Annotated in this window: 12 protein-coding genes; 11 read left to right on the top strand and 1 reads right to left on the bottom strand. The window is 39.6% G+C overall.

The window, feature by feature from the left end:
* Positions 1–7: 7 nt before the first annotated feature.
* Positions 8–1,657, bottom strand: coding sequence for an EndoU domain-containing protein (locus ACVIJU_RS08250; protein ID WP_456687467.1), 1,650 nt, complete (start codon positions 1,655–1,657; stop codon positions 8–10).
* Between the two features lie 1,053 nt (positions 1,658–2,710).
* On the opposite strand from ACVIJU_RS08250, the gene ACVIJU_RS08255 reads away from it, so the two are divergent.
* The 11 genes from ACVIJU_RS08255 (at position 2,711) to ACVIJU_RS08305 (ending at position 14,818) form a co-directional block, all read left to right on the top strand.
* A complete protein-coding gene (locus ACVIJU_RS08255) occupies positions 2,711–2,911 on the top strand; it encodes a hypothetical protein (protein WP_456687468.1) in 201 nt (66 codons plus the stop codon).
* Between the two features lie 609 nt (positions 2,912–3,520).
* Positions 3,521–5,203 carry an AraC family transcriptional regulator gene (locus ACVIJU_RS08260; protein WP_063388264.1) on the top strand — a complete coding sequence of 561 codons (1,683 nt, stop codon included), beginning with the start codon at positions 3,521–3,523 and terminating at the stop codon, positions 5,201–5,203.
* A 63-nt stretch (positions 5,204–5,266) separates the two neighbouring features.
* Positions 5,267–6,259, top strand: coding sequence for an ABC transporter substrate-binding protein (locus tag ACVIJU_RS08265; RefSeq protein WP_082830327.1), 993 nt, complete (start codon positions 5,267–5,269; stop codon positions 6,257–6,259).
* A 20-nt stretch (positions 6,260–6,279) separates the two neighbouring features.
* Complete coding sequence (locus ACVIJU_RS08270) at positions 6,280–7,287, top strand: FecCD family ABC transporter permease (protein ID WP_063388262.1); 1,008 nt, start codon at positions 6,280–6,282, stop codon at positions 7,285–7,287.
* The gene (locus tag ACVIJU_RS08275) at positions 7,280–8,305 is read left to right on the top strand and encodes a FecCD family ABC transporter permease (RefSeq protein WP_063388261.1); all 1,026 of its coding nucleotides are present in this window, start codon (positions 7,280–7,282) and stop codon (positions 8,303–8,305) included. The genes ACVIJU_RS08270 and ACVIJU_RS08275 overlap by 8 nt, the downstream gene beginning before the upstream one ends.
* A gap of 349 nt (positions 8,306–8,654) precedes the next feature.
* Positions 8,655–9,521 (top strand): alpha/beta hydrolase, encoded by an 867-nt coding sequence (locus ACVIJU_RS08280; protein WP_063388260.1) that lies wholly within the window; start codon positions 8,655–8,657, stop codon positions 9,519–9,521.
* A gap of 344 nt (positions 9,522–9,865) precedes the next feature.
* Entirely contained in the window at positions 9,866–11,389 is a 1,524-nt protein-coding gene (nikA, locus tag ACVIJU_RS08285) for a nickel ABC transporter substrate-binding protein (protein WP_063388259.1), read from the top strand.
* Positions 11,390–12,331: a nickel ABC transporter permease gene (gene nikB / locus ACVIJU_RS08290; protein WP_063388258.1), complete on the top strand. Its 942-nt coding sequence runs from the start codon at positions 11,390–11,392 to the stop codon at positions 12,329–12,331.
* Between the two features lie 2 nt (positions 12,332–12,333).
* A complete protein-coding gene (nikC, locus tag ACVIJU_RS08295) occupies positions 12,334–13,146 on the top strand; it encodes a nickel transporter permease (RefSeq protein WP_456687927.1) in 813 nt (270 codons plus the stop codon).
* A 12-nt stretch (positions 13,147–13,158) separates the two neighbouring features.
* Positions 13,159–13,953 (top strand): ABC transporter ATP-binding protein, encoded by a 795-nt coding sequence (locus ACVIJU_RS08300; protein ID WP_063388256.1) that lies wholly within the window; start codon positions 13,159–13,161, stop codon positions 13,951–13,953.
* 91 nt (positions 13,954–14,044) lie between these two features.
* On the top strand, positions 14,045–14,818 hold the full coding sequence (locus ACVIJU_RS08305; RefSeq protein ID WP_063388255.1) for an ABC transporter ATP-binding protein: 774 nt from the start codon (positions 14,045–14,047) through the stop codon (positions 14,816–14,818).
* The last annotated feature ends 10 nt before the right edge of the window (positions 14,819–14,828 follow it).

The raw sequence follows: 14,828 nt of genomic DNA on the forward strand, positions 1-14,828 counted from the left end.
ACCCCCCCTAATACATCGGATATGCCGTCTTAACTTTACCCTCGGAATCTAATCTCATTTGTATTCTCATACCATTAGGTAATGTACCCTCATACAAGTTATCCTTAATTAATCTCTTATTTTGATAAACCTGTTTGATAGCATCGACTACTTGAACTCTATTCCAATTTTTAGGGAAGAATGTTGATGGTACTCTTTTTCCCTTTCCTTCTATTTCTACTATTGCGCGATACACACCATACTGATTAGGAGGATCAGTCACCTCAATGATTTTTCCACCCATCATACTCTCATGGTGATACCCTACAGTATTACGTTTCTTATTAACTTCTCCGTGGAATATATGCTTCATAGCACCTTTAGAGAATATACTATCATTACCTGTACCCTTAGTGCTAAGTTCAACGCCATCGTTGCCTGCTTTACCTTCGCCTAGATTTAACCCCGTCTTCTCACTCAGATAAGCTCGAACTTTATTCTCCAATCCATAGGTGTTTTTGGGCGGAACTTTAACGTCCCCAACCCCTTCCATGGCCAATCCCATTTGCCGGTCAGGGATTGTATTTTTCAGATTGGTCAGGGCGTTGTCTACGAACCGGGCGGTTTTCAGTGCACTGTTTGCGCTTTTGTTTTTCAAATGGTGCGGGATTTCTTTTGCCCATGCTTTGGCACTCCTGATGCGGGGGAATATGCCTTTTTCTGCACGAACCACCATATCCCGGACAGATGATTTGGACTGCAAACCCGTTTTCGTCGCTAATAATTTTAAATCACTGGCTTCTCTTAGATAGGAAAAACGGGCGGCGCTGCTGAATGTTGAAAGCCCCTTTACGCCAGGGACGATATCCAAGGGAGAAAGGACACCACGGAATACTCGTTCGTCTGTTTTCAACTCTCTCCCTGAAATCCAGTCTTTTCCGGAAACGGCTGAACTTAATTCTAGTGTACCATAAGCTGCCCCCAATGCCATCCCTGCTGGCGGACAAATGAAGGAAGTGCCTACTATGACAGTTAGTGCCGTTATTTGTCCCCAAAACTCTTTGTTCATCTGCCCGTCTTTGATCGATTCATACTGGAAAGCTTGGGAATTCAATGCTTTCTGTATATATTCTTGTTTCGAAAAATTTGCTTTAGGGTTCAGTTCTTTCCATGAAGCGTATTCCCGTTCTATCAACTTAGCATAGTAGTTGCTGCCACTGAACAGATCTTCCAGTCCAACTTCCGCTTTCGGCACGTCGATTGTTTGTTGTGTGCTGTATGCTCCGGAAGCGACAACTGTTTTTTTGGCACCAATGTGATTTTTCGTTTTGATCTTTGATATGGATAAGTTGTGCATCGCTTCCACAAAAGCATCGATCTCTTGATAAAACTTATCATCGATGGTGCGGTCAACAATTTCTCCGACACGGCTGCTAAAGCGGTGCAAGACGAGATAATCTTCATATAATTGTTGATATTGTTTTTTTCGGTCTGTGTAGGTGAAAGAGATGACACCATCTGTGTCATATTTGGCGATGTCTGCTTGAACGTCTTCGAGAAGATCGTTTAGATCTTTTAATTTATCAATCATGCCTTTGCCCCATACACCGAGACCGACCAGATCGCCAATGCCTTTCTTCGTCTTTTCCCATTCAGAAGGGATATACTTGACATCCACTGCCTTTATGCCTCCGATTGAAACGAAATGGATTCCAACATGTGGAACAGCTTTCTGTTTCATTATAAGAGAAAATATGTAACTTTTGGTAAACAGGAAGAAAAAAAGGGAATTTTAAGTAAAAACTACCAATCATTTATCAGATCATGTTCTTATTTTAGATCGTAGGAACCGATCGAATGGACCTAAACCAATTTTTCCAGAATGAAACGTTAAAAATATGGTCTCACTCTTCCTTCAATTGAATGAGAAGGGAATGAGCCGGATGTTTACTTTATTAAAACAGATGGATCAGGTAAAATGGTTGATACAACATGGATTTCATTGTCGGCAGGCAAACTTTGAAATCTGTTTTAAACGGAAATAAAAAAGAGTCGTCGACCCCCAATCGTGCAAAAATCCCCGGGGATCGACGACTCTTTTAAATCTCCATTGAGCCCAAGAAAATCAAAGATTTGATAAAAATTCCCCTTTTCGTTAAAATAAAAATAACCAGTCAAGCATTAAAAATGAAATGCTTATTTAACAACGTTTTTTGGGGTTCTTATCTTAACTATAAGGAATTGAAACAATACCAAACGATCAGCAACCCACTAGCTACAAACGTTCTTATCTTAACTATAAGGAATTGAAACATGATATGACTTTCTAGATCCCCGAACCAAGTCATATCCGTTCTTATCTTAACTATAAGGAATTGAAACTAACCTTAAGCTGAGGTACTAGCTTTTCGAGTACACGTTTTTATCTTAACTATAAGGAATTGAAACAATAAGAATCTAAATAGGCAACTGCATCCGCAGTAAGCGTTTTTATCTTAACTATGAGGAATTGAAACTCACTCCAATCAAATGGTTTGCTGCCCATATAATCGTTTTTATCTTAACTATGAGGAATTGAAACACCTATCATACACAAAGCTTCTTGTACCAGGTCCGCCAGTTTTTATCTTAACTATGAGGAATTAAGCCCCTGTATCTAAGAAAATATGCTAGTCTACTAATAAGTGAAGCTATAAAAGAGCGCTAGACGAATACCAAAGGAGCGCATGAAATGACGTGTAAAGAACCTAAATTTGCAAAAAGTCCTTTCTTCGTTGATGAACCGGGTAACTGGCACCTAAAGCCTGGAGCGCCGGAAGACATAGTTAAAGAGTTTAATGAATACATGGAAGACCAAAAAATGTGTGTAGAAGCTCCGAAGTTAGACGAAGCAGAGTTAGAAAAAATCCTTTCAGAGCTAAAAAAACTTTGAATGACTCTTTTTTCTACTGGCTGCGTCCCGTACAAGTATCAATAGGGTCTTGGGGCAGTTGTGATGGAAAACGTACAGAATTTCACATTCAGCGCTGTAAAGCAGCTGGTTTAATCTTAACGAAGCTTTGGCATTGTCAGGGTAACACATCATTTAAATCGGTGTGTATTCTTTCATAATACATTAACAGATACTTCGGGTAAGAAATGTTAAAGTGGAGCGAATGATTGCAAAAATATGAGTGATGAAAACCGTAATGATTGCAAGGACCAATCAGTAACAAATTGGCAAAAGAACCTAATCTGTGAATCAACGCCACAACGCGTTGATTCTTTTTTTCGCGCTTTTCGATATGAAACAAATTTGTTTTTAGCGTTTCCTAAATCGAATTCTTGAGTCCAAAGTGATAAACATTAAGACTAAAGAACTGTCTCGTCATTTAACTTTTAAAAAAGAGAAGAATTTGGTATGATTATAAACAATAATGATAATCATTATCATTTATAATCTTTGTGTTAAAATATTTTCCTTGCTGTTCCTCCAATATTTGAAAAGAAATGAACATGCTAGTTGACATAAAGATACAACTAATTAGGAAGGTGGAAGCTGATGAGTGGACATAGTTTTGTTGTGAAAGAGGTTTCGAATAATTTATCTTTAGATGACTTGTCTTTTAGACTTCGAGATATTGAGTTATTAAAACGGAATGGAAATTTGCAAATTGAGCAGCAGCTAACCTTCTCATATGTTCTTATCATAGTGGTGAACGGACATGGACAATTGACGCTGGGCACAACCGAGTATCGGATTCAACAAAATCATGTGTATGCGTGTATACCTGGAGAGACTTATGGAGGTGAAATACAGGCTCTCGATGAAACAGAAATCTACCTGTTGAAGTTTGAGGTGTTCCGATCAACCGATCAAAGGTATGAATGCATGGTAAATGAGAAAGATGGACGTTTATTTTCTCTGCAAGGTGAAATTCAAGTGTTCCCTTTTGATCAACTCACCTCATTGTGCAAATCGATCTTTCAATATTGGGATAGTGATGACGAGCTGGAACGCTTCCGCAGTCAGTTTACTTTCCAAAAATTGCTCTATATTATTTTGAAAAGCCGATCTTTTTTACATAACGGATCGTGTGCAGCGCTTGAACTGGCAAAGGACTATATGGACCATTATTATTATGAAAATTTGTCCATCGAGCAATTGGCAGCAATCGCAAAAATCAGTCCGAAATATTTTGTCGATTTATTTAAAAAAACGTACGGAATTAGTGCTATCGACTATTTGACAGAGCTGCGGATCAATAAAGCAAAACAGCTTATGGCACAGTCTCATGCCAAGCTAAAAGATATTGCCCATCAAATCGGCTACAACGATGAATTTTATTTTAGCCGCAAATTCAAGAAGCAGGTTGGAGTTACACCAACACATTATATGAAAAGACGACGCCGTAAAATAGCTGCTTATCGCTCTCCCATTACCGGTCAATTGCTGGCTCTTAAAATCATCCCGTATGCTGCGCCGCTTCATCCGAAATGGACCGCTTATTATTATAAGGAGTATCGTACAGATATTTCTGTCCATCTCAATGCTTATCGGAATGGGCAAAAATGGGAGTCCAACATCGAAAAGCTGCTTCAAGCAAAACCTGAAGTAGTCATAAGTACGGATGATCTAGATGAAATGGAGAAAGAAAAATTATCTCGGGTTGCTCCAATTTATTATATTCCGTGGCAGGAGAAAAATTGGCGGGAACAGCTGCTGCTGACAGCTGAATTTTTAGGTGAAACGCAAGAAGCTGAGGACTGGCTTAAAAATTATGACAGAAAAGTAAAGCATGCACGAGAATGGGTGAAAAATAAAGTGAAGGACGATACTTTCCTCATTTTACGAATTTCCAAACAGAATATGTATGTTCATTGCAATCGGAGTATTTCAGATATTTTATTTCATGATTTGCAGCTGGCATCTGCGTATAATTGCAATCAATTAGCCCGCGATGAACGAATGACAATAGATCAGTTAATTGAATTAGATCCTGATCGGCTTCTCTTGTTAATTCGCCAAGAAGAAGAAACGTTAGCTTATTGGAAAACTTTGCAATATTCGTTGCCATGGCAAGAATTGAGCGCAGTTCGAAATAATCGCGTTTATTTCATTTCCTCAGATCCATGGCTGGAGTATTCTGCCAGCGCGCACGAACGAATAATTGACGAAATGGTAAGTCTTTTTTCTGGAAATCGTCCAAAAAGAATTCTGGATACTGTCCATGGTCATATATAAGAAAGACTTTTTATAATTAAAAATGATAATTATTATCAATTGGATGATAGGAGGACATTCTATATTATGAAAAGAAAACTGCTTTACTATGGACTTATCACGCTAATTATTCTTTTATTGGCGGCTTGCGGCGGTAATAAGGAACAAACCAGCAGCACAGGGGGAGATTCAAGCAGTAAAACGGAGCAGAAGAAGGAAGCTGAGTCAAGTGAAACGAGAACGATCAATTATCTCGGCAAAGAATATACGGTTCCTAAAAACGTAGAAAAAATTGTAATCACCGGCAGTATGGAAACGATGGAGGATGCGCTCGTATTGGGCGTTGAGCCTGCTGGAGGCATCACGGTTGGGGGAAAGTTCCCGGAAATGTTCAAGGATATTACAGCTTCAACCGTTTCGATTGGAGAGAAGGCACAGCCAAACATTGAATCGATCCTGAAGCTGAAACCGGATGTTATTTTCGCAACGACAAAGTTTAAACCAGATGTTATTGAAAAATTAGAGAAAATTGCTGTCACGATCCCGGTTTCCCATATATCAACAAATTGGGAAAATAACCTGCGATTATTGGCTGAACTTACTGGGAAACAGGATCTAGCAGAAAAAGTTTTAAAGGAATATCAAGATGACCTCGAAAAGGCGAAAGCACAAATAGGCGAGAAGTTCAAAGATAAAAAAGTAGCTATCGTTCGTATTAGAAGCGGTAATATTATGATCTATTCGAAAGATATATTTTTCAACCCTTCGTTATACGAAGATTTAGGATTTACCGTACCGGAAGAAATCCAAAATGCCAAAGCGCAGGAAGTGATTTCGTTAGAAAAATTTAGCGAAATGAATCCGGATTATCTCTTTGTCCAATTTTCAGAGGATGAGAACCAAGAGAATCCAAAAGCACTAGAGGAATTGCAAAAGAATCCGATCTGGAAAAGCATTAATGCGGTTAAAAACGACAAAGTATTCGTAAACGTTGTGGATCCGTTGGCACAAGGCGGTACAGCATGGAGTAAAATTCAATTCTTAAAAGCAGCGACTGAAAAATTGGCAAATGAATGATGTAGGGCGGGAATCATAATATGCGCTTAAAGATTCCTATATCCATTCTCATTTTATGTTCTTCGCCTATTGCGTTTGTGCTCATAGTTCTATTATCTATACTTTATGGAGCGAAAGATATAAATTTCGAAACGGTTTGGGAGGCGTTCTTTCATTTTGATCCGGAAAATGTAAATCACCAAATTGTAATACATTCCCGTTTGCCAAGAGCGATTGGAGCGCTTTTAATCGGAATTTTCTTGGCCATATCTGGATCGATCATGCAGGGAATGACGAGGAACTATCTTGCCTCCCCTTCGATTTTGGGAGTTTCTGACGGATCGGTTTTCGCTATTACACTTTGCATGATTTTCATGCCGGATGCATCATCTTTGAGCATGATAATATTTTCACTACTCGGTTCAGCCATTGCTGTTGGCTTCGTCTTCGGCGTGGCGTCGCTTATGCCAAACGGAATGTCACCCGTTCGAATGGCGATCATCGGAACTATTATTGGAACGTTTCTCAGCAGTATTTCCGCTGCCTTGTCAACGTATTTTCAAGTATCGCAAAACATCAGTTTTTGGTATAATGCCCGGCTGCATCAGATGGATCCCTTTCTAATAAAACTTGCGATTCCTTTTGCAATTGTCGGGATCATAATGGCTCTTTATATTTCCAAATCGCTCACAATTCTTTCTTTAGGTGAAGAAGTTTCTGTGAGTTTAGGACAGAAAACGGTGTTGGTCAAAGCGTTAGCAATGGCCAGCACCGTCATTTTGACTGGTATTTCTGTTGCCTTGGCAGGAAATATTGGATTTGTTGGTTTAATCATTCCGCACATAACCCGATTTTTAATTGGAATCGATTATAGGTGGGTTATTCCTTGCGCCGGAGTACTTGGAGGTATTTTTTTAGCACTGTCCGATATTTTAAGCAGATTTTTGAATTACCCGTTTGAAACTCCTATTGGAGTTGTCACTTCCCTAATCGGAGTTCCTTTCTTCCTCTATTTAATTTACAAGAGAGGAGGAGGAACATATGCATAAACAAATGGCGAGACGATTTTGGACAGTGATGCTGATCAGTATAGTCTTTATTTTTGCTGCAATATATGTCAGCTTAACAAACGGTGAATTTGATATTAAAGTTATCGATATAGTAAAGACTTTGTTGCGGGTTGATCCCAATTCTGAGCATGATTTGGTCATATTTGAATTTCGCTTGCCCCGTATTTTAATAGCTTCATTGATTGGATTTGGTTTCGCAGTGGCGGGTGCAACCTTACAGGGGATCAGCAGAAATGGACTTGCAGACCCTGGCGTTTTAGGAATCAATTCAGGGGCAGGAGCCGCTATCGTTATTTTTATGCTCTTTTTTGAAGGGCAAATAACGGGAAGCGGATGGCTGTCAACTTTGGCAATGCCGCTGTTTGGTTGGATAGGCGGACTGGCTTCAGCACTATTGATTTATTTATTCTCATGGCGAAATGGAAAACTAGATTCCGAACGAGCGATTTTGGTTGGAATTGCAATAGGATTTGGGTTTGGGGCCTTGTCTATGTTTTTATCCTTGAAAATGAACCCTCAGGATTTTGAAATGGCGACAGTTTGGCTGAATGGAAGTATATGGAATGCTAATTGGAAATACATTGTCTCTATTTTGCCTTGGCTCGTCATATTAGTTCCTATTATTATAAAAAAATCGTATATACTCGACTTGCTTCAATTAGGAGAAGATAGAGCAATAGGACTGGGAATTCGTACGGAAAAAGAAAAAAATGTGTTCCTTTTATGCAGTATCGGAATTGTGAGCGCTTGTGTCTCTGTGGCAGGAAACATTGTATTTGTCGGTTTGATAGCACCGCACATCGCCAAGCGTTTGGTCGGAATCCATCATTTTTGGCTAATTCCCGTCAGCGGAACGGTCGGCATGCTTATGGTCATTGTCTCCGATTATATTGCCAGAACTGTTTTTTCTCCAGCTGAATTGCCAGTCGGGATTGTCATTTCCATCATCGGTGTTCCTTATTTCATTTATTTATTATTTAAAGATAGTAAAAAATGAAACGTGGAATTGTGTAAATGATTCATAAGTTCAAAGGTCATCCCGCATCATCTGACCTAATTATTTTCATATAGATGAGAATCATCGTTCGGCACCATTTTGGCATTACTAAGCGATGTCTTAAATACTAGGTAAAGTCTTATGAACCATAGAAGGTGATCCATTCAAAAAATCGGCTACCCATCAGGTTGTTTTAATGAAGGAAGAGCCCGTTTTGCCCGTCAGAGAATAGAGTACCAGTTGCGAATACATATGTTTGTCGGCTTTGGAAAAGAGGTTGAAATGTTCATTTGGAGGGTTGTAATTTTTGCCCCGATGATATCAATCAATGATATGGAGGCGTTTAACCATGCATAGGAAAAAAGATAAACAAGCTGATGTGATGGACAAAGATACTGCTGGCCGAGAAGTTAGCATTCCGAGTACTGAACAATTTTTAATACGTTCAAAAGAAAATCGGCAATACAAAATTTTGCTTGGTATACCTGATGTGCCTCCTCCTCCTTCAGGCTTTCCAGTTATTTATTTCTTGGATGCTAATGCTATATTCGGAACAATGTTTGAGGCAGTCCGTATCCAATCAAGGCGGCCCGAAAGGACAGGAATCGTTCCAGCACTAGTAGTCGGCATCGGTTACCATATCGAAAAACCGTTTTCTCCTGAACGCTATTATGATTTTACACTGACTCCGCCAGCTTCGGAATTGTATTCGAGACGAGAGGGGACAGACAGACCAGAATATGGCGGAGCGGAACAGTTTTTGCAATTTATTGATGGGGAGCTTAAACCGCTGATCGAAAGCAGGTTCAAAATTGATAAAGACAGACAAGCGATTTTTGGTCATTCACTCGGCGGCCTCTTCGTATTACAAACATTGTTTACAAAGCCGTACGCCTTCAATACGTATATCGCAGGCAGCCCGTCCATTCATTGGAATAAATCGCTTCTACTTGATGCAGAGCAAAAATTTATCTCTAGTCTAGAAAATGATAAGCATCATATACGATTATTAATCACTGTAGGAGAATTGGAAAAATTCCATAAAAGCGGCATGAATGCGAACGCTAAAGAGCTTGCAGAACGACTATTACGACTCGGTCAAAACAATTTTCACGTGGAATTTAAAGAATTTGAGGATGAAGGCCATGTGTCCGTGCTGCCGGCGTTGATTAACCGTGCTGTGAGGTTTGCACTAAGCGAAAAGCAGGGCCCATAATCTGTCAAGGCTCTTATCATGCTTAATAAAGAGAGCGAACTTTTTTCAAAAATTTGAACTGAACCCAAAAAGTTAGACACGGAAATTTAGGCAACTGTTTGGGCATGAATTCGGTATTACACCGGACTCATGCCTTTTAATTTTGCCTTATATGTGATTCAGGATGGAATTTTTGGAAGAAACTCATCAATTTTTTGAAGTGGGAATGTCGAGAAATAAATGGACATTTCAAAAATATGTGATTTTGAATTATTTTTGTTCGAAATAATATTTACAAAAATAGCGAATATATGTATGATAGGAAAATAAAAATAGTAATCATTACGATTTAGGAAGGTGAGAAAATGTTTCGATATTTTAAAAGCATATTAATACTTTTAACAACAATTTTTTTGCTTGTCGGATGCTCACAGTCTTCCTCAAAAGAAAAGGAGAAGAGCAGTAAAGAATTAACATTGCTTTTTAACTTTCCAACCAACACGCTCGATCCGCATTTAGACACGAACTATACGATAGTTCGTGCGGGAGTAGGAGAGACGCTTGTCAAAATTAGTGAACAGCAAAAAATTGAACCTTGGCTAGCAGAAGAATGGAAAAGTAAAGATGGGAAAAACTGGACGTTTAAAATTAGAGAAGGTGTTACATTCCATAATGGGAAAAAAGTTGATGCTCAAGCGGTGAAGGCCTCGTTAGAAAGAGCAATCAACGATAGTCCATCTGTTCAAGCGGCATTAAAAATCAGCAAAATGAAAGCCGATGGTCAATTGTTAACGATTCAAACGGAAGAAGTATTCCCGCAATTTCCTTCAGAGCTCGTACATCCAAATACAGCGATCGTCGATGTTGATGAAAAAGATATTGATAAAAGGCCAATCGGTACGGGGCCATTTAAAATTTCTTCTTTTGAGCCTGGGGTAGAGCTGAAGGTCGAACGATTTGAAAAGTATTGGGATGGCAAAGCAAAGCTTGAAAAAGCAACATTTGCTTTCAATGAGGATGCCAATGCACGGAAAATGGCGCTTCAATCAGGAGATGCGGACATTATTTTTAGACCGCCGGTAGAAAATCTTGAAAAATTAAAAGAAGAAAATGTAAAAATAGAATCAGTTCCAAGTTTGCGTACACATCAGCTGTTTTATAATATGAAGAGCTCCTATATGAAAGATGAAAATGTGCGGAAGGCGATGGATGCTTTAATAGATCGGAAGGAAATTGTTGAACATATTTTAAATGGACATGCCGTTGAAGCGAAAGGTCCTTTTTTGGCTGGTTCTCCGTTTGCGCCATCCTATGAAGAAAAGGAAAGCGGAATAGAGGCGGCGAAACAGTATTTTAGTAATGCAGGCTTTCAAGTAGAAGACGGAAAAGTTACGAAAGACGGAAAGGCCGTTCGGCTTAAAGTGCTAACATACGCATCGCGTCCTGAACTTCCTTTAATTGTACAAATTCTCCAATCAAAGGCGAAGGAACTTGGCATAGAGATGTCGATTCAGCAAGTGGAAAATATTGATGAGTATTTAGCGGCCAATGATGATTGGGATTTTGCTACATACAGCAGTGTGACGGCTCCGCGCGGAGATGCGGCATACTTTTTGAATGCGACATACATGCCGAACGGAGCGCTGAACTACGCGAGTATTAACCATCCAGAATTAACAGCTAGCATTCAACAATTGAACCAAACGGTAGACGTGAACGAACGGAACAATTTGGCGAAGAAAGCATTAAAAATCATTGATCAGAAGACTCTCCATTCCTTTATCGTACATCCAAATATTATTGTTGCCTATCGTGACGGAGTAAAAAATTGGGTAACTAGTAAAAGCGAGTATTATATGTTAACAAAAGATTTGGATGTGGAAGGGTAAATGATTCAAGTAGCGAAACGATTCATAGAGTTCATCATATTTTTACTTCTGCTGTCTTTCATTAGTTTTATATTTATAAAACTAGCACCTGGCGATCCTGTCAAACAGATGCTTCAAGTAGATGAAGTGTCCGTTACGAAAGAACAAATTGAAGCGCTAAGAGAAGAACTGAAGTTACATGAACCTATATACGTTCAATATTGGTATTGGTTGAAACGATTTTTCGAGTTTGATTTAGGCCATTCCTATATAACAAAGCAGCCGGTAGTTTCTGAGTTGTTATCAAGGTTTCCTGCGACCATTACGCTCACATGCACTTCTTTAATCGTAATGATTCTGATTTCTATTCCTTTAGGCACTCTATCTGCACTCTATAAAAATAAATGGGTGGACTATATATGCCGTTTGTTTGCACTAGTCGGTTCATCCATCCCCAGCTTTTGGCTGGGGCTCCTTTTCATTGAATTATTTGCCGTTCAATTAGGGATATTGCCAAGCATGGGAAAGGGAACGATTCAACACGTCATCCTGCCATCCCTTACGTTAGGAATCGCGATGTCAGCTGTTTATGTCAGATTGCTGCGTTCCAGTTTACTAGAAAGCTTGAATGAGGACTATGTGAAAGCGGCAAGGGCAAGAGGGATTAGCGAAAAACGGATATTTTTATTCCACGTTTTCCGCCGTTCTTTAATTCCTGTCATAACGATTTTTGGTATGAGTCTTGGGAGTTTAATAAGCGGCACAGTTGTCATTGAAGTACTGTTTGCATACCCGGGAATTGGAAAAATGGTGGTAGATGCAATTATTCGCCGGGATTACCCGGTCATTCAAGGGTATGTATTGTTTATTACGATTTTGATTGTCTTGATTAATATCTTCGTTGATATTTGCTGCCGTTATTTAAACCCTGAGATACGTTTAAAAGGAGTAGAGAGACGTTGAAAATGTTTAGACAAATGTATTGGACGCACTCACGAACGCTTCTTTTTATACTATTTGCCTTTTTTCTTGTCATCTTGACAGCTCCGCTGCTTGCTCCATATGATCCGTTGCAAATCAATATGAATGAACGTCTGCTGAAACCAAGTGCGGAGCATTTTTTCGGAACGGATTATTTGGGGCGAGACTTATTTTCTCGCATCCTAGCGGGAGGGCAAGTAACGGTCGGAACGAGTATTCTCGTATTGGGCATTGTTTTGTTGATCGGCGTTCCGTTAGGCATGTTTTCAGGATTTGTCGGAGGCCGTTTCGATCGTTATTTGATGAGAATCATAGACGCTTTTCTAGCTTTCCCTGATTTTATTGTCGCAATTGTACTGAGCGGTATTTTAGGCCCCGGTATGTTAAATTTAATTTTTGCAATCGTTGTAGCGAAATGGGGAAGCTATGTGCGGCTTGTCCGCAGCACGGTGTTATCTGAGAGAGAAAAAGATTACATTTTAATGGCGGTTGTCAATGGTTTAAGCACATTTCAAATTATTCGTAAGCATTTGCTGCCCCATGTCGTGGGAAATGTGTTCGTTTTAGCGACGTTGGATCTTGGAAAAATTATTTTGTTGATCGCTTCCTTATCTTACATCGGCTTAGGAGCGCAGCCGCCAACTCCTGAATGGGGGGCGATGTTGAACGAAAGTACACCATATTTTCACACCTCGCCATATTTAATGTTTATTCCTGGAATTGCCATTATGTTTACTGTTCTAGTTTCTAATTTAGCTGGTGATGTATTGCGAGACCGTTTTGATGTAAAAGGATAAAGGGGAGATGGTATGTCATTATTAACTATTGATCAAATGCAAATTAATTTTCGAAATAAGCCGATTGTTGAAAATGTGAATATAACTGCCAGAAAAGGAGAATGGTTTACATTAATTGGAGAAAGCGGCAGCGGCAAAAGCATCACAGCTTCTGCGATTGGAGGGCTTCTGCCGAAAGAAATGTGGATAGCCGCCGGGCATATTCAGTTTGACAACAAGGATATGACTCATTTATCGAAAAAAGAATTTCAGAATTTACGGGGAAAAGAAATATCTTATGTCTTCCAAGACTATCAAAGCTCGTTTACTCCTTTTATAAAAATCGGTAAGCAAATGGATGAAATGATCCAAGCTCATAGTTCTTTAACTAAAAACGAAAGAAAAGAAATCGCTTTTCAAGCATTGGAAGACGTACAACTCCCTGCAAAACGCGTCTACAATAGTTACCCTTTTCAATTAAGTGGCGGACAGCTGCAGCGTGCATCCATTGCTATGGCCATTATGCTGAATCCGAAATTGCTTATTGCTGATGAGCCTACCACTGCGCTTGACAGTATGACAGCAGCACATGTGTTAGAGGTCATCGCGAATATCAAAGAGAAAATCAATTGTGCAATATTATTTATTACACATGATTTGAGGCTTGCTAGGAAATATTCCGATACTGTTGCAGTAATGAAGAAAGGGGAGATTGTCGAAACAGGGACGAAAACAAATGTTATTCACCATCCTCGTCATCCTTATACCAAGCAATTATTGAGTGCCGCTCCAACCTTGCCGAATAAAATGCATGAAGTGATCACGTGAAGGCCGAGCGGTCATTCAGCGTTGTACCAGCGATTAGGCGTATTGCCTCGCCTGTTAAACTGGATTTTGCAATGGAAAGGAATATGTCATAATGGCAGATCTATTATTGGCCAAAAATATCAAAAAAATTTATGCTTCAGGTCATCAAGCAGTCAACGGGGTGTCGATATCGATACAAAAAGGCGAATGCGTCGGGCTTGTCGGTGAAAGCGGCAGCGGGAAAAGTACATTGGCGCGCTGCTTGCTTATGTTAGAAAAAATAAGCGAAGGCGAAATTTTTTTACATGACCAACCATTGCATAAAATGACTAAAAGAGAAATTCGAAAAATTCGCCATTGTATGCAAGCGGTGTTTCAAAATCCGGCAGCGGCTTTAAATCCAAAACGAAAGATCATCGATTCTGTCATGGAGGCATTAGATACACATCGTAATATCTGCCCCATTTATTTGCAGGATGTAAGAGAGCACCGTGAATTATGCGCAAAGCGGCTGCTAGAGATGGTTGGGATGGCGGACCGCTATCTTTATCGCTATCCCCACGAGTTAAGCGGAGGGCAAAAACAACGTGTTGCCATTGCTCGTGCGATTAGCATCCAGCCGTCTTTGATCATTTTAGATGAACCGACAGCAAGCTTAGATGTCTATACACAAGGGCAAATATTAACTCTTTTAAAGGAGCTGCAAAAACAATTGGAATTATCCTATCTATTTATTTCCCATGATCTCCCGTCGGTTCATTTTTTAAGCGAGCGCATTTTGGTAATGAAAGATGGGGCTTTTATTGACTGCTTTCAAAAGAATGATATATTCTCTCAAGCCCGCCACCCATATACAAAAATGCTCATTCACTTGTTTGAAGGTTAAGGGGGATAAT

The sequence above is a fragment of the Aeribacillus sp. SP014 genome, from assembly GCF_054055575.1.

Excerpts from the sequence above, each read along its gene's own strand:
- ACVIJU_RS08255 (WP_456687468.1), top strand. The coding sequence starts at position 2,711 with ATGACGTGTAAAGAACCTAAATTTGCAAAAAGTCCTTTCTTCGTTGAT.
- ACVIJU_RS08260 (WP_063388264.1), top strand. The coding sequence starts at position 3,521 with ATGAGTGGACATAGTTTTGTTGTGAAAGAGGTTTCGAATAATTTATCT.
- ACVIJU_RS08270 (WP_063388262.1), top strand. The coding sequence starts at position 6,280 with ATGCGCTTAAAGATTCCTATATCCATTCTCATTTTATGTTCTTCGCCT.
- ACVIJU_RS08275 (WP_063388261.1), top strand. The coding sequence starts at position 7,280 with ATGCATAAACAAATGGCGAGACGATTTTGGACAGTGATGCTGATCAGT.
- ACVIJU_RS08280 (WP_063388260.1), top strand. The coding sequence starts at position 8,655 with ATGCATAGGAAAAAAGATAAACAAGCTGATGTGATGGACAAAGATACT.
- nikA (WP_063388259.1), top strand. The coding sequence starts at position 9,866 with ATGTTTCGATATTTTAAAAGCATATTAATACTTTTAACAACAATTTTT.
- nikB (WP_063388258.1), top strand. The coding sequence starts at position 11,390 with ATGATTCAAGTAGCGAAACGATTCATAGAGTTCATCATATTTTTACTT.
- nikC (WP_456687927.1), top strand. The coding sequence starts at position 12,334 with ATGTTTAGACAAATGTATTGGACGCACTCACGAACGCTTCTTTTTATA.
- ACVIJU_RS08300 (WP_063388256.1), top strand. The coding sequence starts at position 13,159 with ATGTCATTATTAACTATTGATCAAATGCAAATTAATTTTCGAAATAAG.
- ACVIJU_RS08305 (WP_063388255.1), top strand. The coding sequence starts at position 14,045 with ATGGCAGATCTATTATTGGCCAAAAATATCAAAAAAATTTATGCTTCA.